Genomic DNA, 18,676 nt, shown 5'->3' on the forward strand with positions numbered 1-18,676 from the left:
CGCAGTTGTTCGGCCTGCCGCAGGCCGACATGCAAACGCTATCTTTTACGGAGAGGGTTGAGAAGCGGATGGGAGCGAGAACCGGCAAGGACTACATCGACCGGCTGGATAGCGCAGAACACGACATCTGGATCGACGGTAAAAAAGTTGAAGGCAAGATTTCGGAGCACCCGGCGTTCAAGAACGTCGTGCAGAGCATGGCAGCCTTGTACGACATGCAGCATGACCCAGCGCTGCAGGACGAAATGACCTACGAAGAGAACGGTGAGCGCTACGGCATGACCTTTCTCGTGCCAAAGACGCAGGATGACCTGGTGCGCCGCCGCAAGGCGATGAAGCGCTGGGCCGACTATACCGGCGGCATGATGGGCCGCTCGCCGGACTACCTGAACAGCGCGCTGATGGCGATGAGCCAGGCGTCCGAGTACTTTGCCCAGAACGACCCGTTGTTTGGCGGCAACATCGTCGAGTACTACAAGTACGTCCGCGACAACGACCTGTCGATGACACACACGCTCATCAACCCGCAGGTCAACCGCGGTGTCAGCACCCACGAGCAAGCCGACCCGCATGTGGCCGCGCACGTCGTGGAGAAGAATGACGAAGGTGTCGTGATTAGCGGTGCGCGACTGCTCGCGACACAAGGACCCATTACGGACGAAATCATGGTCTTCCCCTCCACCCTGCTCAAAGGCACCGAAGAGGACAACCCGTATTCATTTGCTTTCGCGATCCCGAATTCGACCCCGGGACTGCGCTACCTCTGCCGCGAGACGTTCGACTACGGCAAGTCGCACTATGACCATCCATTAGGATCCCGCTTTGAAGAGATGGACGCTGTCGTCGTGTTCGACGACGTGCTGGTGCCGTGGAACCGGGTCTTCCTGATGGAGAACGCGAAGCTCTGCAACACCTTGCACATGACGACGCACGCGACCGTCCACATGACCTACCAGGTGCTGCAAAAGAACATCGCGAAGGCCGAGTTCGTCCTCGGCATTGCGGAGAGTATTGTGGACGCCATCGGGATCGGCCAGTTCCAACACGTCCAGGAGAAGGTGTCGGAAATCATCCTGGCGGTCGAGACGATGAAGGCGTTTGTGCGCGCATCGGAAGCGGACGCACAGATTGACGAGTGGGGTGTGATGACCCCAGCGTGGGCGCCGCTCAACGCGGCCCGTAACATCTTCCCGAAGACGTATCCGCGGCTTATCGAGATCATCCAGTTGCTCGGCGCCAGCGGCCTGATGGCGATTCCGAGCGAGAGCGACCTCGAGAGTCCGGTGAAAACCGACATCGAGAAGTACCTTGTCGCGCGCAACACTGGTGCCGAGGAGCGTCTGCGCCTGTTCCGGCTGGCATGGGACGCGTCGCTTTCGGCCTTTGGATCGCGCCAGGTGCTCTACGAGCGCTACTTCTTCGGTGACCCGATTCGCATGTCCATGACGTATTACACGAGCTACGACAAAACTCCGATGGTAGGCCGCGTGAAAGACTTTCTGCACCGGGACGAAGTCGTAACAGCCGACGCCCCTGTGCTGGTAGAGTAAGGGGGCGAAGCGCATGGCATTCGATCCGTATCACATCCTGCGCGCGGCGCACGTCGAACTGCAAGTCAAGGACCTTGAGAGGTCGCGCGCGTTCTACGACCTGCTCGGCTTCATCGTGACAGAGGAGACACCGACACAACTGTACCTGCGCGGCGTCGAGGAGCGGTTGCACCACAGCCTGGTGCTGACGAAGTCCGAGGAGCCAGCGGTCCATCACTTGGCGTTTCGGGTGGAGAGTGACGAAGACCTCGAAAAGCTCTACGATTTCTACGTACAGAAGGGTTGCACGCCACGTTGGCGCGAAGCGGGCGAGGAGGCTGGCCAAGGTCGGGCGCTGCTCGTGCAAGACCCGTTCGGGTTCCCGGTAGAGTACTTCGCCGAGATGGAGAACGTCGAGTCGTACAACCAGCTCTACCACTTGCACAAAGGTGGCGCGGTGCGCCGGATTGACCACTTCAACTGCTTTGCGCCGCAGTTTGACGACGCGCTCGACTTCTGGATGGGTGAACTCGGGTTCCGCTTGTCCGAATTCGTGGAGTCGGACGACGAGCCGCGGCAGAAATCTGCCGCTTGGATGCACAAGAAGCCGAGTGTGCATGACCTCGCCATCATGAAGGGCATCGGTCCGCGCGTCCACCACATCGGCTTTTGGATGGAGGACATGACGAGTATCATCCACGTCTGCGATATTCTCGGTGGCGCGGGGCTGCACGAGCACATAGAGCGCGGCCCAGGCCGGCATGGCATCTCAAATGCGTTTTTCTTGTACCTTCGTGACCCGGATGGTCACCGCATCGAGCTCTACACCAGCGACTACCTGACGCTTGACCCGGACATGGAGCCAATTCGCTGGAGCAACACGGACCCGCGCCGCCAGACGCTGTGGGGCCACAAGACCCCGGACAGTTGGTGGCAGGAGGCGTCGTCGGTGGTCGACTTGTCGACCGGTCACACGCGCGAGCAGCTGACGGTTGAGACGGCTGCGAACCTGCACGAGTTTATTAAGTAAGGGGTCAGTTGCGGCGGCGGCTCAGCGAAGACCGTTGGCGCCCCGCCGCGTTGAGTGTCCAGCTTCAGCATGGTGATGGGGGGAGCACACGAATGGCAGAGAAGTTTCACGGATCCATCGTCCCAATGGTCACGCCGTTTCAGGAAGACGGGTCGTTTGACGAGAACACATACCGGACGCTGATCGACTGGCAGATTGAGAGCGGAAGCCACGGCATCTCCTGTGCAGGCACGACGGGGGAGCCGAGCTCGCTCACGATCGAAGAGCGCGAGTATCTGCTCGAAGTGACGGTGAATCAGGTGAAAGGCCGCGTGCCGACGGTACTCGGCAGCGGGTCGACGAACCACGCGGAGACGATGCGCCTGACCAAGTTCGCCGAGAAGATTGGCGCGGACGCAGCGCTCGTCATCGTCCCGTACTACAACAAACCGTCACAGGAGGGGCTGTATCGCCACTTCCGTGAGGTGGCAGATTCCGTCGACATCCCCATCGTGATCTACAACATCCCCGGCCGCACAGGCGTGAACATGGAGCCGTCGACGATGGCGCGGCTGCGGCGCGACTGCTCGAACATCATCGGCGTCAAGGAGTCGAACAAGAACTTCGAGCAGGTCAGCCACGTCCTGCACCAGGTCGGGCGGGACTTCCTGGTCTACTCCGGAATTGAGCTGTTGTGCTACCCGATGCTCGCCCTCGGCGGCGCGGGCCACGTGAGCGCGACGGCGAACCTGTTGCCGCGCGAAGTCGCTGATATCTACAACTTCGTCGAGCAAGGCAAGTGGAAAGAAGCGATTGACCTGCACTACTACCTGCTCGAACTGAACGAGGCGTTGTTCTGGGAGACCAACCCGGGGCCACTGAAGGCCTGCATGGGTATGACTGGGCAGATTAAGCCCATCGTCCGCAGCCCAATGGCACTGCCGTCCGAGAAGATGCAGGAAGACTTGCGTGCGGTGCTCGCCAAGTACAATTTGGTGTCAGTGCAGGGCTGAACAAACAGAGCGGAGAGGTTGCAACGTTGAGGATCACGGTCGTGATCCTCAACTGGCTTCTACGCGCCGATGAACCGGGTGTTCGCCTCAATGCGTTCGGCTTGCCCTGTGATATAATCTGGGCGACTGCACCCTCCACGGGGCGGGTGCCTGCCATGATGAAGCGGCGGCTTGAGTCGCGGAGTATCTTCTGAGGTCCCGAACGAGATTACGAATTGGAGCTGATTTGCGCCATGCACAGCGCTACGCCCATTATCTTCGTGTTGTTGGTCGCGTTTGCCCTGTACCGCAGGGTGCGTCGCACCGTGGGATTTCAGAAGTTTGTCAGAAGCCGCCTTGTCACGAGAATGGTCCTCTTTGGCGTGGTCGGTGTTCTCATCCTAGCGGCGGCGGTCGTCTATCCTACCGTCTATGTATATGATGCAATCGGTGCGCTCATCGGCGCTGGTATCGCTTACTATGCCATCCGCACGACTGCATTCGAACGCCGGTCAGGCGAATGGTATTATCGGCCCCACCCGTGGATTGGCGTGATCCTCATTGTGCTGTTTGTCGGCAGGCTGGCTTTTCAAGTCTACCAGGACTCCGCACTGATTAGCAGCGCGGCATCTGGGCAGGCGGCCAATCAGGCGCAACTCTCTGCTTACGCTCACGAACCCATCACTGCGGGTATCTTCTTTATCCTCATCGCCTATTACATCGTGTATTTTGCCTTTCTCATTCGCAAGGAAAAACACCTCGAAGTGCAACCTGCCACCGAAGCGGACGAACGTCCGTACTAACACGTAATGTGAATGCAGCGGCTGCAACATCTACCGAGAATCTCTCTCAGCGGGGACATACTGCGTAAAATTGGTAGTAGAATTGATGTGAAGATTCCGACTGTGTGCACAAAACAGGTGTCACATGCCCTTCACAACCGACTAGTCGGTTGGTAATCTGAGAGGGAGTCAAAGTTCGCAACGGGCTCAGGCGGACATTCGCAGTTCAGTTTCATGCCACATCAGCCGGGGAACCGGCATGGACAGGAGTGTGACGTTGTGAACGTACTGGACTTATTCCGACTAGACAACAAGGTGGCCATCATCACGGGTGGTGGCCGTGGGCTAGGCCAGCAGATCGCGCAGGCCTACGTCGAGGCAGGCGCCAAAGTGGTGCTCTGCTCGCGGCGCGTAGAGAACTGCGAGACGGTCGCGGAGGAGTTGAAGGCGCAGGGCGGCGAGGCACTGGCGCTGGCGCTCGACGTCACACAGCCAGAATCCGTGCAGGAAGTTGTGGCACAGTCGATCGAGCACTTCGGCCACGTGGACATCCTCGTCAACAACAGTGGTGCAACCTGGGGCGCACCAGCGCTCGAAATGCCGTACGACGCCTGGATGAAAGTCGTGCAGACCAACCTGACTGGCACCTTCCTGATGTCGCAGGCGGTCGGCAACCACATGAAGGACAACGGCGGCGGCAAGGTCGTGAACATCGCCTCTGTCGCGGGCCTTCGCGGCAACTTCCCGGAGGTGCTTGATACGGTCGGGTACAGCGCGAGCAAAGGCGGAATAATCTCGATGACGATGGACCTCGCGGTGAAGTGGGGGCGCTACAACATCCACGTCAACGCCATTGCCCCAGGCTTCTTCCCTACGAAGATGACAAAGGACGTGCTCGACAAGGCGGGGTCGGCGATATCCCAGTTCACCCCGCTGCGGCGCGTCGGCGGCGAGCGTGACTTGCAGGGGGCAGCCCTCTACTTCGCTTCAGCGGCGTCCGACTACGTGACGGGGCAGACACTGGCGGTCGACGGTGGTTCGGTGGCGCGCTAACACAGACGAACACAGGCGCTGACATGTTGCGTCAGTTGCGGACTCGCGAGTCAGCGCTTACAAGCGATGTACACGACACTTGGAATACCAGAAACGGAGGCGTCAGATGGACTTTACACTCAGCAACGAACAGAAAATGGTCCAACGCACGATTCGTGACTTCGTGAGAAAAGAGCTCATGCCGCTCGAGCCAGACGTGCTGCGCAACGAGCGCGAAGGTCGCCCAGGCGTCAGCCCGGAGTTGGCGAAAGAACTGCAGGAGAAGGCGAAGCGACTGGGCTTTTGGGGCATCAACACGCCGGAGGAGTACGGTGGCGCGAACCTCGGTTCGATGATGACGGCGCTCCTCCTGATGGAACTCGGCCGCACGTTTGTGCCGTTCAGCTTCGGCGGCACTGCCGACAACATTCTCTACTTCGGCAATGAAGAGCAAAAAGAGCGCTACCTGATTCCGACGATTGAAGGCGAGCGCCGGTCCTGCTTCGCTTTGACGGAGCCAGGAGCGGGCTCAGACGCCGGCAACATCCGCATGGCCGCCGTGAAAGACGGCGACGAGTACATCCTGAACGGTGAGAAGATATTCATCACGAACGGCAACGAGGCGGACTTCGCGATGGTGTTCGCGTGGACGGACAAAACAAAGGGGCCGCACGAAGGCATCACTTGTTTCCTCGTTGACCGAGCGATGGGCTGGCGCTCGGAGCCGATTCAGACAATGGGCGAGTGGGGACCGGCATCGCTCGTGTTTGAAGACGTGCGCGTGCCGGCAGAGAACATCCTCGGGCCGATTGGCGGCGGACTGCGCCTCGCGTTCCAGTGGATTGGCAACGCTCGCTGGGTCATCCCTGCGCGGGGCATCGGCATTGCGGAACGAGTCCTCCAGATGGCGATTGACCACGCGAACTCGCGCGTGACCTTTGGCAAGCCGATTGCGGACCGCCAGGCCATCCAGTGGATGATTGCAGACTCGGCCGTGGAAATTGAGGCGACCAAGTGGATCACGCTGCGCGCCGCGTGGATGCTCGACCAAGGGCTCGACAACCGGCACCAGGCGTCGCTCTCCAAGCTGTACGGCGCGAATATGGCCAACCAAGTCGTCGACCGCGCCTTGCAAATCCACGGCGGCATGGGTTACACGAAGGAACTGCCGCTCGAGCGCTGGTACCGCGAAGTGCGGTTGTTCCGCATCTTCGACGGTACCGACGAGATTCAGCGCTACATCATCGCGCGCAACCTCTTGAAAGGCCACGTCAAGGTCGGCGAGTTGATGGACTGAGGTGTTGTGGAATAAAGTGTCAGAAAGGTGAGGGTGCCATGTTCACGCGTCACTTTGCCGTTTGGCCGGAGGCAACGCCGAAGTCGCTGACCGTTCCCAAAACCACGCTGTACGACAACCTGCTAATCAGCGCCAAGCGCTACCCTGACAAGACCGTTGTCAACTACTACGGGAACCGCTTGACGTTCGGGCAACTGCTGCTGCAGGTAAACGCCATCGCGGGTTACCTGCAACGCGAAAGTGGCGTCAAAAAGGGCGACCGCGTCCTCCTCTACATGCAGAATTCGCCTCAGTTCTTTATCGCCTACTACGGTATCCTCGCCGTTGGTGGGGTAGTCGTGCCGATGAACCCAATGAACATGACTGACGAGCTGCGGTTTTACATCGAGGACTGCGGCACGAGGGTTGCCGTCGTCGGTCAGGAACTGCTAGACCGCATCGAGCCACTGCTTGCAGAACCTGTTCTCGACCAGATTCTCGTTACTGCGTACGGGGAGTACGTGTTCGCCGACGGTCCTTACAACCTGCCTGACGTTGTGAAGGCCGAGCGCCGGGACTCAGACCGACCTGGTCTGCGCGCCTGGGCAGACGCGCTTGCTTTAGGTCGCTCCTTTGAAGATGTCGGCGCTACCTGTGACGACGTCGCCGTGCTGCCGTACACGTCGGGGACCACAGGGAAGCCGAAAGGCTGCATTCACACGCACCGCACGGTCATGGCGAACGTCGTCGGTAGCGCCATGGGCCGCGGCGCAAACTCGGAGTCCGTCGCTTTGTGCGTCCTGCCCTTGTTTCACGTGACTGGAATGATTCACAGCATGCACCTGCCTCTCTACATCGGCAGCACCGCGGTGCTCATGACCCGATGGGACCGTGAGACGGCGGCACAGCTGATTGAGGACAATCGCTGCACTGTGTGGACGAACATTGCCACGATGCTCATCGACTTTCTCGCAAACCCGAATCTACCAAACTACGACATCTCGTCACTGCAGTCGGTGGGCGGCGGTGGTGCGACGCTCCCGGAGGCCGTGGGGCAGCGCCTGTTCCAATTCACTGGTGTGCGCTACACCGAAGGGTATGGGCTGTCTGAGACCATCGCGCAGACCCACTTCAACCCGCCTGATCATCCGAAGCTACAGTGTATGGGGATCCCGTCGTTTGACGTCGATGCCCGCGTTGTCAACCCGGACAATCTGGATGAAGTCGGCGTCGGCGAGGACGGGGAACTTCTCGTACGTGGCCCGCAAGTTTTCCACGGCTACTGGAATCGTCCAGAGGAAGACGAGAAGGCGTTTGTGGAACTCGATGGCCAGCGCTTTTTCCGCACAGGCGACTTGGTCCGATACGACGACGAAGGATATTTCTTTCATATTGATAGACTCAAACGGATGATCAACGCGTCGGGCTTCAAAGTGTGGCCAACGGAAGTCGAGTCCATGCTGTACGACCACGAAGCCGTGCAGATGGCGTGCGTGATTGGCGTTCCGGACGAGCGGCGCGGCGAGACGGTAAAGGCGTTTATTGTGCTGCGCGCCGACTGGAAAGGGCGGGTGACTGAAGACGAGATAATGGAGTGGACGCACGATCGGATGGCTGCGTACAAGCGGCCGCGCATTGTGGAGTTCGTAGACTCATTGCCGATGACCGCCACAGGCAAGGTGCAGTGGCGCGAGTTACAGGAGCGGGCTTGGGCGGCAACGAAGGCCTAGCTTCTCAGGCCATCGTGCTGCCGAATCTCAGCCTGTAGTCGCCCCACCGGCACTTCGCTTCCTCTGGCGTTTCTATCCACTGACTGTGCGTCAGGCGATGCGGACTGTCAGATTAGCCGACTGTTGTGCTGTCGGTAATCACGGTACAGTTTACGGACGCGTTTGTAGTACGTCTGGTCCTTCAACTGTTTGAACAGGCCGTGCGATGGATTGTGAAGGTTGACTTCGATAATCCACGGCTTTCCGGCTTTGTCTACTGCTAGGTCAATGCCGCACTGATATGAAAAGAACGGATATTTCTCGGAGTACTTGATAATCTGTTTGCTTAACGTAATGAGTTCGTTTCTGATGCGTCGCACCTCGACGGGGGCAAATCCGGACTTTGCCAGGGCGGTTGCGACTGGAAGTACAAACCCGCCACCGCGCCGGACATTCGACACCACGCTGCCCGATCCGTTTACTTTGGCGACCATACCAGCAAACTGCCAATTTCGCGCACCGTCTCGCATCATCATCACTCGGATGTCGTACGGATGTCCATTCATCTCTGCGACGTCAATCGCCTCTTGCACGAGGAACAGGTCTTTCGCATCAATTTCCCTCACTTTGTTGATGAGGTGAGAGGCTGAGTCGGCGTGTTGCACTTTTCCGCGCACACGTACAAAATGGTACCCATTGTGGGTTGGCCACACCTTTACAATGGCGCGCCCTGTATGAATCGTGTTGGCTTTCACGTACACCGTACGGTACAGCCTGATATAGTTTTCCAGAGAATCCTTGGTGAGTTTCGCTGTGGATGGCAAGTACTGCGAGATTTTCGGGTGTTTGCTGTAGAAACGGTGCATTTTCCACTTAGCAAGCCTATCTACGATGCGTTGCACAGACGTTCACCCTTTCTGCCCGAATCACCGGAGGAAACTTAAGGTCGCTGTTTTCGGGTCAAGCAGCAGTTGATAACCGTGATCGACAAAGAAGCGGAGGCCAAACAACGCTTCGAACGGCAAGTCTTGCATGATGATACAGGGGACGTTTACAAACTTCTCCTTGCCAACCGTGAGGTTGCAGTGAGAAGTCCACGCCCGTGCCGATCCGGAGACGCCGCGCACGACTACCGCCTTTTCGCGAACTAAGCGCAGTTGCCCGGCAATCGAGTCAGACAGCACGAAGTCAAATGCACCAGTGTCGAGTACGACATTTTTAACTCGCTGTTGATTGACAAGGCAAGGAAAGAAAAATTTGTCTCGACGAATTTGCCCGCGCACGAAAGTCACCCGTTTCAATTGAACCACCTCTTCAAGGCGTTGTCTCAAACATATGCAGGGCAGTTGTTGAAAGCCTGTGCTTAGCGCCGGGGCATGCAGTCCTGTAGGGGGCATTGAAGCAGCGAGTATAATTCCGTTATTCGGTGATTCGGGGAAGTGAGGAAATGCACGTGCAACGTATGAGGTCTGTCTGTCCCCTTGACTGTCCAGATACCTGCAGTCTTATGGTTGACGTTGAGGATGGGAAAATCACGCGGGTCGCGGGCAACCCTGACCATCCCGTAACAAAGGGCGCCATCTGTCATAAAGTTCGCAGGTTCCCAGAACGAGTGCATCACCCGGACCGGTTGCTCCATCCGATGAGACGAACAGGGCCAAAAGGAGCCATGCAATTTGAGCGGATTTCTTGGGACGAGGCGTACGACGAAATAAAACGTCAGTTTGAATCTGCGATTGAAAAGCACGGCGCGGAATCGATTCTTCCCTATAGTTTCTACGGGAACATGGGTGTTTTGAACGCGGAAGGCATGGACCGACGATTCTTCCATCGCCTCGGTGCAAGCCGACTTGAGCGAACGATTTGCAATTCGGCTGGATCAGCAGGATTTGCATACACAATGGGTGCAACTGCGGGCACGGACCCGGAAGACAGTATCTACGCCAAACTCATTCTGTTTTGGGGCTGCAACGTGGTCAGCACGAACATGCACCAAATGTTGCTCGCAGAGCAAGCGCGCAAGCGCGGTGCAAAAATCGTGGTCATTGACGTCCACAACAACCGCTCAGCCAAATGGGCGGATTGGTTCATTCAAATCAGGCCTGGCACCGACGCAGCATTGGCACTCGGTATGATGCACATTCTCATTCGCGATCACTTGATTGATGAAGAGTTCGTCGACGAATACACGCTAGGTTCAGGTCAACTTAAGGAACATGTTTCGCAGTACACGCCGCAGAAGGTCTCAGTCACGACAGGGGTGTCTGTAGAAGACCTCTGTTCCCTGGCACAGTTGTACGGAACCACGACGCCTTCATTCATTCGAATTGGCAACGGTCTGCAGCATCATGACAATGGCGGTATGATTGTGCGGTCGATTGCCTGCCTGCCGGCTCTCACAGGTCAGTGGGGGATTCGCGGGGGAGGAGCACTGAAAGGGAACAGCTATTACGCCGCTTTGAATACACGAGCGTTGCAACGGCCAGATTTGCTTCCTCGTCCACTGCCGCGTTCCATCAACATGAACCAACTAGGCGATGCTTTGCTCGAGACAGAACGACCAGTCAAGGTTCTCTTTGTCTATAACTCTAACCCTGCGCAGGTTGCGCCTGACCAAACCAAAGTGCGGCAGGGATTGTTACGGGACGATCTTTTTACTGTTGTTCACGACCTCTTTCTCACGGACACCTGTAACTATGCAGACCTTGTGTTACCTGCAACGAGTCACTTTGAGAATCTCGACTTGTACAAATCCTACTGGCACTTATACCTTCAATTGAATGAACCAGTCATTTCACCAGTTGGAGAATCCAAGTCGAATTTTACGTTGTTTAAAGACTTAGCAAAGGTCATGGGGTTTACGGAGGCGTGCTTTGATGATACGGAACAAGAAATGATTGAGACAGCTTTGCAAAATGAGAACAACCCGTATTTACGAGGGGTCACGTTTCAGACACTAAGCGATCAGGGATGGGTGAAATTGCCTGCTGACTTCGAGACTGGGCATAGGACCGGGGCTCCGACTCCGACCGGGAAAAAGGTCGCTTTGTATTCGAAGCAGATGGAGCGCGCAGGACTTGCTCCGCTCCCTACACATCAGGGGTTACGCGAAGACGATCACTACCCTCTGTATTTTACAACACCACCGAATCATCACTTTCTAAACTCCACAGGGGGGAACGTCCCTGTGCTGATGGCGGCAGAACGACGACCTACACTGCAACTGCACCCAGCCGATGCCAAGCACCGAAACGTCGAGCAGGGACAGCTTGTGAAAGTTTTCAATGACAGAGGCTCAATCGTTTTGCTAGCGGACATTACCACGGATGTGCAACCAGGGCTCGTCATTTCACAGGGACTGTGGTGGGATGACGATGACCTGGGTTACCAATCCGTAAATATGCTGACTTCACAGAGGATCGCGGATATGGGCGGCGGCGCGACATTCTTTTCTACTCGAGTGGAAGTTAGGCCGCTCACATAGCGACCTTCATTGCTTCAGCTTGAGAACATCAGTTAGATACTGTCACGCCAAATTGAAACAATGGCCTCCAGTATGTGTTGGAAATCGCAAAGGCCCGGAGCCCGTGCGTCGTCAAACCGGCGACTTGACCATTGCCAATGTAGATGCCATCAAACGTAACTTGGCTAACTCCGGGCGTACTGCTGAAGAAGACCAAATCGCCCTCTTGCAATTGTGCTGGGTTGGTAATTGGACTACCGGTTGTGGACTGTTCCTGCACAGTCCGTGGGAGAGTAATGCCAGCTTGCTCATAGACATATTGGACAAATCCGGAAGCGTCGAGCGGCTGGTCGGGCGGATTTGCAAGAAGCTGCTTGACAGTATTATAAATTTTCTCTCGTCGATACGATGCCAGTGGCGTCGGTGCAGAAGCGGTTATCACCACTTTCGGCACGCGAGGAGCAGTATGGGTGTCTTTGCTTGTGCTGTTGCTGTTGCTGTGCAAATTCCATTCAAGAACGACCAGTGTCCCCGCAACGCCGACGAAAAATACGCCGACCATGTAGGCGAAAATACGTCTGTTCAGTCGGGCCACATCCGTCCCTCCCATGGTGTAGTCCACCATAGTGTACTCTGACGCGGAGGTCAATAGTGGTAACTGGCGCAGATGTAAAAAGGTGTTCGAAAATAGTTTCTACATCTGGGGACGTCGTCTTGCTGTGAAGGCAATCACAAACTTCGCCGGCGCGCCACTAGTCCTTGATAGTAGTAATACAACACACTCCACAGACTCAAGGTTATGAGATAAATTGGAAAGGAGTACGCGATGGTATATCCGTGCTGGTAATGGAACACGCCGAGAGACCAACCTAACCACTCCAAGCTCAGATGGATGCACGCCCATGCAAAGATATAGATGGGGAGCGTCCGAAACTGCCACCGCAACCAGTCCCAGATGTAAAAAAATAGGTAAGAGACGGGACCGTATGTCCAAAAGGAGATAAAGTCAAACAACTCGAAAGTCGACCGGTCGTTCACATCGTAGAAACTAACCGGTTCAATGCCAATGGAGTGGTCAAAGAAGAATCCGCTGTACACTCCGCACATGAAGAATGTCCAGGTGACCTTGCGTGGGAACCGCTTCGGCAACCGGAATATGATGGCAAACCCAATTACGAGACCGACAAGAATGTACCATTCGTTCGCATTGAACTGATGATCATATATTGTCATTTTAGGCGGCGTCGTGTGAGGACGTGCTCCTTATCAGTCCGGCCATGATTCGTGAGGCCAGGACAGCCACGCATACAATGACTCCGGACCATGCGACATTCCAGTGATGCATGCTGAGCACCCCCATCCAGACTAGTATTTGTTGCACCATTACGGTAAATAGGACGATCGAAATCACTCCACCCCATTTGAGTATGGGCGCTGGATTCAACAGTAAGTTGGATGTTGTGACTAACAGGAGCGGCAGCTCAATCAGTCGGAAAGTCAAATTCGAGATGCTGTTCGCGACCCCGGGGTTGACTTGAATGTACTGTAGGTTGACGTGCAGAACCGAAAACGAGCCGAGTTCGAAAACTGTATCCGCGAAGAACAGAAAGATCATTTCCATTGGAGTGAGCCATTTCGGACATAGAAAAGCAACAGTGACTGCAATCCACGCAACACAGGTAGCAAGAGCAATGACCACAGCGACCACCTAAGAAGAAAGACGTGCCACCAACTGAACAAGGGTACTGATGTAGCCGGTAGAACTCTCTAGTCACTATCGCCTGAGTATCGGCTTTCGTTGTTTCGTTTATGCAATGGGCATGTCATACGCCGATGTACTGATGTTCACGCTCGCAATAACGGCATACAGCCGTTTATCCGGCTGAATTCCGGTCGGATCCCGTTGAACAAGCGGTTGAGAGCGGCCTATCGGTGTTCTGGGGGCCGATTTCGGGCCTAGATCGCGGCCATAAGCGGTTGGGGGCCGTCTAAGTTGCGGGATCGGCATGCCTCGGCGTCGTATAAGCGGTCGTCCGCTGTTATTTGCAGGGGCCGCAGGGCATGTGCGGCCGGTGCACACTACACGCGCATTCGAATCAGCCCCAGCCTGGTGCAGTGAATGGGGTTCTTGCGCCCAAGGTGCGTGAGGATGCGCACGGGGTGCGTGGACTCAATCTTGCTGATGTAGGCGGATGCACCAGCCGATTTTGCCCGATCGCGCCAGCCTCACCCTCGGCTACGCTGGTGTGTACTCGAGCTTTCTGTTGCACGCCAACCGCGCGGCCGAGCAGTTTGACGTCGAAGCGCGCGACGTGCTGGTCGAGCTAGGGAAACGCAAGGTGGTCGGCGGGCAAGAGGACATGATTGTCGACGTCGCGTTGGAAATTGCATCGAGGGGGAGAGCCTGATGAACCTGCAAGAAGTCGCGTACGAACTCTACCGCCATCAGCAAGAGGGCCGCGAGTTAGAGAAGATTACGCTCCGTCACGACGGTCTGACCGTTGACCAGGCGTACGACATTCAGCGCTTCAACATTGACAATGCGCTTGCCGCAGGTGACAGGCTGGTTGGCTGGAAGATGGGCTTGACGAGCAAAGCGAAGCAGGTCTCCGTGGGGGTCGACGAGGCCATCTACGGACGTCTGCTGCACTCGATGGAGCTGTTCGACTCGCAGCTCTCGCTGCAGGGACTAATTCACCCGCGCGTAGAGCCGGAGATCGCGTTTGTCATGAAGCACCGACTGGCAGGCGAGGATGTCACGGCGCGCGACGTGTGGCTTGCGACGGAGTGCGTCATGCCTGCGGTGGAGGTCATCGACAGCCGCTACAGGAACTTTTCCTTCACCTTGGTGGACGTTGTCGCCGACAACGCCTCGAGCGCGAAGTTCCTCGTCGCAGACCAGGCGTATTCGCCGTATCAGTTCGCATGGGACCAGGTCGGCGTCGTGATGAAGAAGAACGGCGAGGTCATGCAGACGGGAGCCGGCGCGGCTGTGCTCGGACACCCGGTGCGCTCGGTAGTGGAACTCGCGCACATGCTCGCCCGCGAGGGCGAGGCGATTGAGCCGGGGATGGTGGTTTTGACCGGCGGGATCACGGAAGCGATTCACCTGCACGCTGGTGACGAAGTGGTCGTTGAGTTTGACGGGATGGGTGAAATTTTCGTCGAAGTTGAAGGATAATCTGTAGGACACCAGGAAGGAGGCCGTATGATGCCGATTATCCAGATCAACATCTTGGAGGGGCGTTCGGATGAACTGAAACAAAGGCTGATCGTGGAAGTCACCGACGCGGTCAGCCGCACGCTCGGGAACTCGCCCGACTCAATCAGGGTGCTGCTGTACGAGGTCCCGAAGTCTCACTGGGCGGTTGGCGGCAAGTCCATGGCTGAACACGGAGAGGCAGAGCAAGCCGGAGAGGCAGAGCGCGCCGGCGAGGCAGAAAGCACCGGGAAGGTGCCGCGCGCCGGCCAGACAGAGCAAGCCGCGTCGATGGACATGGAGCGCGCCGTCAGTGTAGACGGCCCTGGACCGGACATGTAGCTTGCAGCACGCAAGCTGTGAATTGTGGGTGCCTGAGCCGCACATCTAAGACAGATGGCTGTCGAGGCAGAGGAGGGTTCCGCTTGTACGACGTACATACGCACTTTGTGCCACCTTCCGTTCTCGACTGGCTGCGTGACAACCCCACACGGGTACCGGCCACGTGGGAGCAACGGATCCCGGGAAAAGCGCCGTTTCTAACGGTGAACCAAAAGTGGTCGTTTGAGTTCAAAGCGGCTTTTCGCGACGAGCGTGTTTACTTGGCAGACCAGGCAGCGGCAGGTGTGATTCACTCCCTGGTCTCGCCGATTCCGCAGTTGTTCCTGTATGACTTCCCGAACGAGGTCACAGAGGAAGCTGCGCGCGTCTACAACGACGCTATGGCGGCATGGGTGTCTCAGCACAGTGACCGCTTGTCTGGACTCGCGACCGTTCCGCTGAATGGTGGCGAACGTGCCGCAGACGTGCTCGAGTCAGCGCTGAGTGCGGGGCTGCTCGGCGCGATCGTCGGACCGGGGGCGGGTGGTGTGCTGCTATCGGCTCCGGACTTGCGGGCGTTCTGGGAAGTTGCGGACGCCAACCAGGCGATTGTCTTTGTGCATCCGCTATTGAATGAAGACCCGCGCATTCAGAAGAACCGCATGCCGAATTTAATTGGCGTGCCGTGGGAAACGACGCTCTGTGCCCTCGACCTGATGCTCTCCGGCACGCTCGACCGCTATCCGAACGCGCGCGTGTTGCTCGCCCACGGCGGGGGATTTTTGCCCTACCAGATTGGGCGCTATGAGCGAGGCTACGAAGTGTGGCCCGGACTCAAACAAAGTCTGTCGGCGCCTCCGACCGAATATCTGCGGCGGATGTACTACGACAGTGTGCTGTGGCACCCGCTGGCTCTGGACTTTTTGACTGAGTTGGTCGGAGCCGAGCGGGTGATGCCGGGATCGGATTATCCGTTTGACCTGTCTGTGTGGCCCCCAACTGCTGTCGGTGACCTGCGCCACGTGAAAGCCTTCCTGCAAAAGAGCGAAGCACCGTGTTAAGTTCTGTCCACAACGTCGTGGCAGTGCTGCGTGCATTTCGGTTGGATCGTCCGGTGTTGTCGCTCGCCGACATCACGCGTGCCGTCAACCTCCCCAAAGCCACAGTCAACAAGTCCGTGCAAACTTTGCTTGCAGCCGGCTACCTTGAACGTGTCGACGGTCAGCCGCTGTACCGGCCGAGCCTGCGGATGTTTGAACTTGGGCACTTCATTCTGCGCCACCTCGACATGGTGCGTGAGGCCACCCCGTTTGTCCGCAACCTTGCAGAGGTGACAGGGCACACCGCACATTTGACAGCGTACGAAAACGGTGAAGTGATCTGGCTGCTGCGCATGGACAGCCGCGACGAACACCCGCTCTACTCGAGGGTCGGACGTCGCGGCCCGGCAGGCGCTACGGCAGCAGGTAAGGCAATCCTCGCCTTTCTCGATCCAGAGGAGTTGCAACACGTGCTCGCACAGGGTTGGCGAAAGCTGACCTTAAAGACAAACGCCGACCGGACTGTGCTGTTGCGAGCCCTTGATGACGTCCGCCGAACCGGCTATTCATTCCAAACCGAAGAGGTCGACATTGGCATCGCATCGGTTGGCGCCCCCATCTTCGATTATCAGCAACGTCCGGTCGCGAGCGTGAGCGTCGCAGGCCCGACCGAGGCTATGACTCCGGACGCGGTTCGTCGCATCGGCCGCCTCGCAACGCAGACGGCGCTCGCCATTTCGGAGCGTATTGGCTACACCGCGGTGCGGCGCAGCCGCTCACCGGGATCGCAGAAGTGAAGAGGGGTGACGGCATGCCTGACGGCGGGAGGTCGAACCACCACGAGCCGCTTGTGACTGCGACGCATGCGCTGCAGCTGCTGACTTTGTTCAGCGACGAACACCCGGAACTCGGCGTGACTGAGATGAGCGAGCGGCTGGGTCTCGCGAAGAGTATCGTGTCACGCATCGTCAGCACATACGTAGCTGAAGGTGTGCTGGTGCAAGACGACATTACGCGACGTTACCGGCTTGGCCCGCTGCTGCTTGAACTCGGTCTCATCGCGGGCGAACTCCACCCGGTTCGGCAGGCGGCGGATGCTCTGCTAAAAGCGCTGCGAGACGAAACCGGGCAAAACACGGCGTTGTGGTTGCGAGATGGGGATGAAGCACTTTGCCTCGCGTCTTACAGAGGCCCAAAGGCGGTTGATCCGCCGATCCCGGCCGGCACCCGCACCAAACTGGCGGACACGGTCGCAGGTCGGGCTCTGCTGGGCACGGCAGGCTCGGAGGGGACAGGGGGTAGGCCGGGGGCTGAGGCAGCGTCAAGCCTCCCCGCGCGCGCTTCTGCCGCGCAGTGCCACGGTCGTGCGGGCGCGGGGGCTTGGCAGGGGACTGGGGTGGAACGGGCGGGATCTAGGACTTCGCCCAAAGTTGGCGCTGGAGGAGTTTGGATATCGCCGGAGCCGGCTAACCACTCTGTCTACACGGCTGCCTGTTGCATCACGGACAGCTTGGGTGAGGCTGTCGCAGTTATCGCCGTGAGTGCGCCGGAAGCTTGGTTTGAGAGGCAATCACCGGATCACGTAGAAGCGGCTATCACTCGGTTGGCGCGTGAGGTGTCCGCTAGGCTGAGTTGAGGCTGAGTTGAGGCTGAGTTGAGGCTGAGTTGAGGCTGAGTTGAGGCTGAGTTGAGGCGTTCCCACGCAATCACGCGTGGCGGGCGGCTAAGTGATCGAAAGGATCACATAGGAGCGCGTGGTGGCAGGCTAAGTGATCGAAAGGATCACATAGGCGCGCGTGGTGGCAGGCTAAGTGATCGAAAGGATCACATAGGAGTGCGTGGTGGGCGGCTAAGTGATCGAAAGGATCGCATAGGAGCGCACGGCGGACGGCTAAGTGATCGAAAGGATCGCATAGGGGCGCGCGGCGGGCGGCTAAGTGATCGAAAGGATCACATAGGAGCGCGCGGTGGCAGCTAAGTGATCGAAAGGATCGCATAGGGGCGCACGGCGGACGGCTAAGTGATCGAAAGGATCACATAGGAGCGCGCGGTGGGCGGCTAAGTGATCGAAAGGATCGCATAGGGGCGCGTGGTGGGCGGCTAAGCGATCGAAAGGATCGCATAGGAGCGCGTGGTGGGCGGCTAAGTGATCGAAAGGATCACATAGGAGCGCGTGGTGGACGGCTAAGTGATCGAAAGGATCACATAGGAGCGCGCGGTGGCGGGCTAAGTGATCGAAAGGATCGCATAGGAGCGCGCGGTGGCGGGCTAAGTGATCGAAAGGATCACATAGGAGCGCGCGCCAGTCAGCTAAGTGATCAAAA

19 protein-coding genes and 1 pseudogene are annotated in these 18,676 nt (G+C 57.7%); 14 read left to right on the forward strand and 6 right to left on the reverse strand.

The window, feature by feature from the left end; translation table 11 throughout:
* Positions 1 to 68 precede the first annotated feature (68 nt).
* From hpaB to JC200_RS15335, 7 genes are all read left to right on the forward strand, one after another.
* The gene (gene hpaB, locus JC200_RS15305) at positions 69 to 1,550 is read left to right on the forward strand and encodes a 4-hydroxyphenylacetate 3-monooxygenase, oxygenase component (protein ID WP_274432549.1); all 1,482 of its coding nucleotides are present in this window, start codon (positions 69 to 71) and stop codon (positions 1,548 to 1,550) included.
* Between the two features lie 13 nt (positions 1,551 to 1,563).
* On the forward strand, positions 1,564 to 2,559 hold the full coding sequence (gene hpaD, locus JC200_RS15310; protein WP_274432550.1) for a 3,4-dihydroxyphenylacetate 2,3-dioxygenase: 996 nt from the start codon (positions 1,564 to 1,566) through the stop codon (positions 2,557 to 2,559).
* 92 nt (positions 2,560 to 2,651) lie between these two features.
* Positions 2,652 to 3,551, forward strand: coding sequence for a 2,4-dihydroxyhept-2-ene-1,7-dioic acid aldolase (gene hpaI, locus JC200_RS15315; RefSeq protein WP_274432551.1), 900 nt, complete (start codon positions 2,652 to 2,654; stop codon positions 3,549 to 3,551).
* 215 nt (positions 3,552 to 3,766) lie between these two features.
* Complete coding sequence (locus tag JC200_RS15320; protein ID WP_274432552.1) at positions 3,767 to 4,333, forward strand: CcdC protein domain-containing protein; 567 nt, start codon at positions 3,767 to 3,769, stop codon at positions 4,331 to 4,333.
* A 258-nt stretch (positions 4,334 to 4,591) separates the two neighbouring features.
* Positions 4,592 to 5,365, forward strand: a complete 774-nt coding sequence (locus JC200_RS15325; protein ID WP_274432553.1) for an SDR family oxidoreductase — start codon at positions 4,592 to 4,594, stop codon at positions 5,363 to 5,365.
* A gap of 106 nt (positions 5,366 to 5,471) precedes the next feature.
* Positions 5,472 to 6,641 (forward strand): acyl-CoA dehydrogenase family protein, encoded by a 1,170-nt coding sequence (locus JC200_RS15330; RefSeq protein ID WP_274432554.1) that lies wholly within the window; start codon positions 5,472 to 5,474, stop codon positions 6,639 to 6,641.
* A 38-nt stretch (positions 6,642 to 6,679) separates the two neighbouring features.
* Positions 6,680 to 8,350, forward strand: a complete 1,671-nt coding sequence (locus JC200_RS15335; protein ID WP_274432555.1) for a long-chain fatty acid--CoA ligase — start codon at positions 6,680 to 6,682, stop codon at positions 8,348 to 8,350.
* Positions 8,351 to 8,457: 107 nt separating this feature from the next.
* Here the strand turns inward: JC200_RS15335 and JC200_RS15340 are convergent, their stop codons facing one another.
* Positions 8,458 to 9,231: a YheC/YheD family protein gene (locus JC200_RS15340; RefSeq protein WP_274432556.1), complete on the reverse strand. Its 774-nt coding sequence runs from the start codon at positions 9,229 to 9,231 to the stop codon at positions 8,458 to 8,460.
* A gap of 24 nt (positions 9,232 to 9,255) precedes the next feature.
* Positions 9,256 to 9,621: a retropepsin-like aspartic protease gene (locus tag JC200_RS15345; protein WP_274436568.1), complete on the reverse strand. Its 366-nt coding sequence runs from the start codon at positions 9,619 to 9,621 to the stop codon at positions 9,256 to 9,258.
* 155 nt (positions 9,622 to 9,776) lie between these two features.
* On the opposite strand from JC200_RS15345, the gene JC200_RS15350 reads away from it, so the two are divergent.
* Positions 9,777 to 11,813, forward strand: a complete 2,037-nt coding sequence (locus tag JC200_RS15350; RefSeq protein ID WP_443111827.1) for a molybdopterin oxidoreductase family protein — start codon at positions 9,777 to 9,779, stop codon at positions 11,811 to 11,813.
* Positions 11,814 to 11,841: 28 nt separating this feature from the next.
* Here the strand turns inward: JC200_RS15350 and JC200_RS15355 are convergent, their stop codons facing one another.
* The 4 genes from JC200_RS15355 to JC200_RS24490 form a co-directional block, all read right to left on the reverse strand.
* Positions 11,842 to 12,387 carry a C40 family peptidase gene (locus tag JC200_RS15355; RefSeq protein WP_274432557.1) on the reverse strand — a complete coding sequence of 182 codons (546 nt, stop codon included), beginning with the start codon at positions 12,385 to 12,387 and terminating at the stop codon, positions 11,842 to 11,844.
* A 134-nt stretch (positions 12,388 to 12,521) separates the two neighbouring features.
* A complete protein-coding gene (locus JC200_RS15360) occupies positions 12,522 to 13,025 on the reverse strand; it encodes a hypothetical protein (protein ID WP_274432558.1) in 504 nt (167 codons plus the stop codon).
* A 1-nt stretch (position 13,026) separates the two neighbouring features.
* The gene (locus tag JC200_RS15365) at positions 13,027 to 13,413 is read right to left on the reverse strand and encodes a hypothetical protein (RefSeq protein WP_274432559.1); all 387 of its coding nucleotides are present in this window, start codon (positions 13,411 to 13,413) and stop codon (positions 13,027 to 13,029) included.
* Between the two features lie 458 nt (positions 13,414 to 13,871).
* Positions 13,872 to 13,949 carry a hypothetical protein gene (locus JC200_RS24490; RefSeq protein WP_443111915.1) on the reverse strand — a complete coding sequence of 26 codons (78 nt, stop codon included), beginning with the start codon at positions 13,947 to 13,949 and terminating at the stop codon, positions 13,872 to 13,874.
* Positions 13,950 to 13,993: 44 nt separating this feature from the next.
* On the opposite strand from JC200_RS24490, the pseudogene JC200_RS15370 reads away from it, so the two are divergent.
* The 6 genes and pseudogenes from JC200_RS15370 to JC200_RS15395 form a co-directional block, all read left to right on the forward strand.
* Positions 13,994 to 14,200, forward strand: a pseudogene (locus JC200_RS15370) (4-hydroxy-2-oxovalerate aldolase); the annotation flags it as partial.
* Entirely contained in the window at positions 14,200 to 14,973 is a 774-nt protein-coding gene (locus JC200_RS15375; protein WP_274432560.1) for a 2-keto-4-pentenoate hydratase, read from the forward strand. The pseudogene JC200_RS15370 and the gene JC200_RS15375, both read left to right, overlap by 1 nt.
* Positions 14,974 to 15,003: 30 nt before the next feature.
* The gene (locus JC200_RS24260; RefSeq protein WP_338000176.1) at positions 15,004 to 15,333 is read left to right on the forward strand and encodes a 2-hydroxymuconate tautomerase; all 330 of its coding nucleotides are present in this window, start codon (positions 15,004 to 15,006) and stop codon (positions 15,331 to 15,333) included.
* 83 nt (positions 15,334 to 15,416) lie between these two features.
* The gene (locus tag JC200_RS15385) at positions 15,417 to 16,373 is read left to right on the forward strand and encodes an amidohydrolase family protein (RefSeq protein ID WP_274432561.1); all 957 of its coding nucleotides are present in this window, start codon (positions 15,417 to 15,419) and stop codon (positions 16,371 to 16,373) included.
* The gene (locus tag JC200_RS15390) at positions 16,367 to 17,149 is read left to right on the forward strand and encodes an IclR family transcriptional regulator (RefSeq protein WP_274432562.1); all 783 of its coding nucleotides are present in this window, start codon (positions 16,367 to 16,369) and stop codon (positions 17,147 to 17,149) included. The genes JC200_RS15385 and JC200_RS15390 overlap by 7 nt, the downstream gene beginning before the upstream one ends.
* Positions 17,150 to 17,163: 14 nt before the next feature.
* Positions 17,164 to 17,988: an IclR family transcriptional regulator gene (locus JC200_RS15395; RefSeq protein WP_274432563.1), complete on the forward strand. Its 825-nt coding sequence runs from the start codon at positions 17,164 to 17,166 to the stop codon at positions 17,986 to 17,988.
* The last annotated feature ends 688 nt before the right edge of the window (positions 17,989 to 18,676 follow it).

This window comes from Alicyclobacillus sp. ALC3 (assembly GCF_028751195.1).
Classification (GTDB): domain Bacteria; phylum Bacillota; class Bacilli; order Alicyclobacillales; family Alicyclobacillaceae; genus Alicyclobacillus_L.

Coding starts and splice junctions, on each gene's coding strand:
- hpaB (WP_274432549.1), top strand. CDS start 69: ATGGGAGCGAGAACCGGCAAGGACTACATCGACCGGCTGGATAGCGCA.
- hpaD (WP_274432550.1), top strand. CDS start 1,564: ATGGCATTCGATCCGTATCACATCCTGCGCGCGGCGCACGTCGAACTG.
- hpaI (WP_274432551.1), top strand. CDS start 2,652: ATGGCAGAGAAGTTTCACGGATCCATCGTCCCAATGGTCACGCCGTTT.
- JC200_RS15330 (WP_274432554.1), top strand. CDS start 5,472: ATGGACTTTACACTCAGCAACGAACAGAAAATGGTCCAACGCACGATT.
- JC200_RS15335 (WP_274432555.1), top strand. CDS start 6,680: ATGTTCACGCGTCACTTTGCCGTTTGGCCGGAGGCAACGCCGAAGTCG.
- JC200_RS15350 (WP_443111827.1), top strand. CDS start 9,777: ATGCACGTGCAACGTATGAGGTCTGTCTGTCCCCTTGACTGTCCAGAT.
- JC200_RS15360 (WP_274432558.1), bottom strand. CDS start 13,025: ATGACAATATATGATCATCAGTTCAATGCGAACGAATGGTACATTCTT.
- JC200_RS15365 (WP_274432559.1), bottom strand. CDS start 13,413: ATGGAAATGATCTTTCTGTTCTTCGCGGATACAGTTTTCGAACTCGGC.
- JC200_RS15375 (WP_274432560.1), top strand. CDS start 14,200: ATGAACCTGCAAGAAGTCGCGTACGAACTCTACCGCCATCAGCAAGAG.
- JC200_RS24260 (WP_338000176.1), top strand. CDS start 15,004: ATGCCGATTATCCAGATCAACATCTTGGAGGGGCGTTCGGATGAACTG.
- JC200_RS15395 (WP_274432563.1), top strand. CDS start 17,164: ATGCCTGACGGCGGGAGGTCGAACCACCACGAGCCGCTTGTGACTGCG.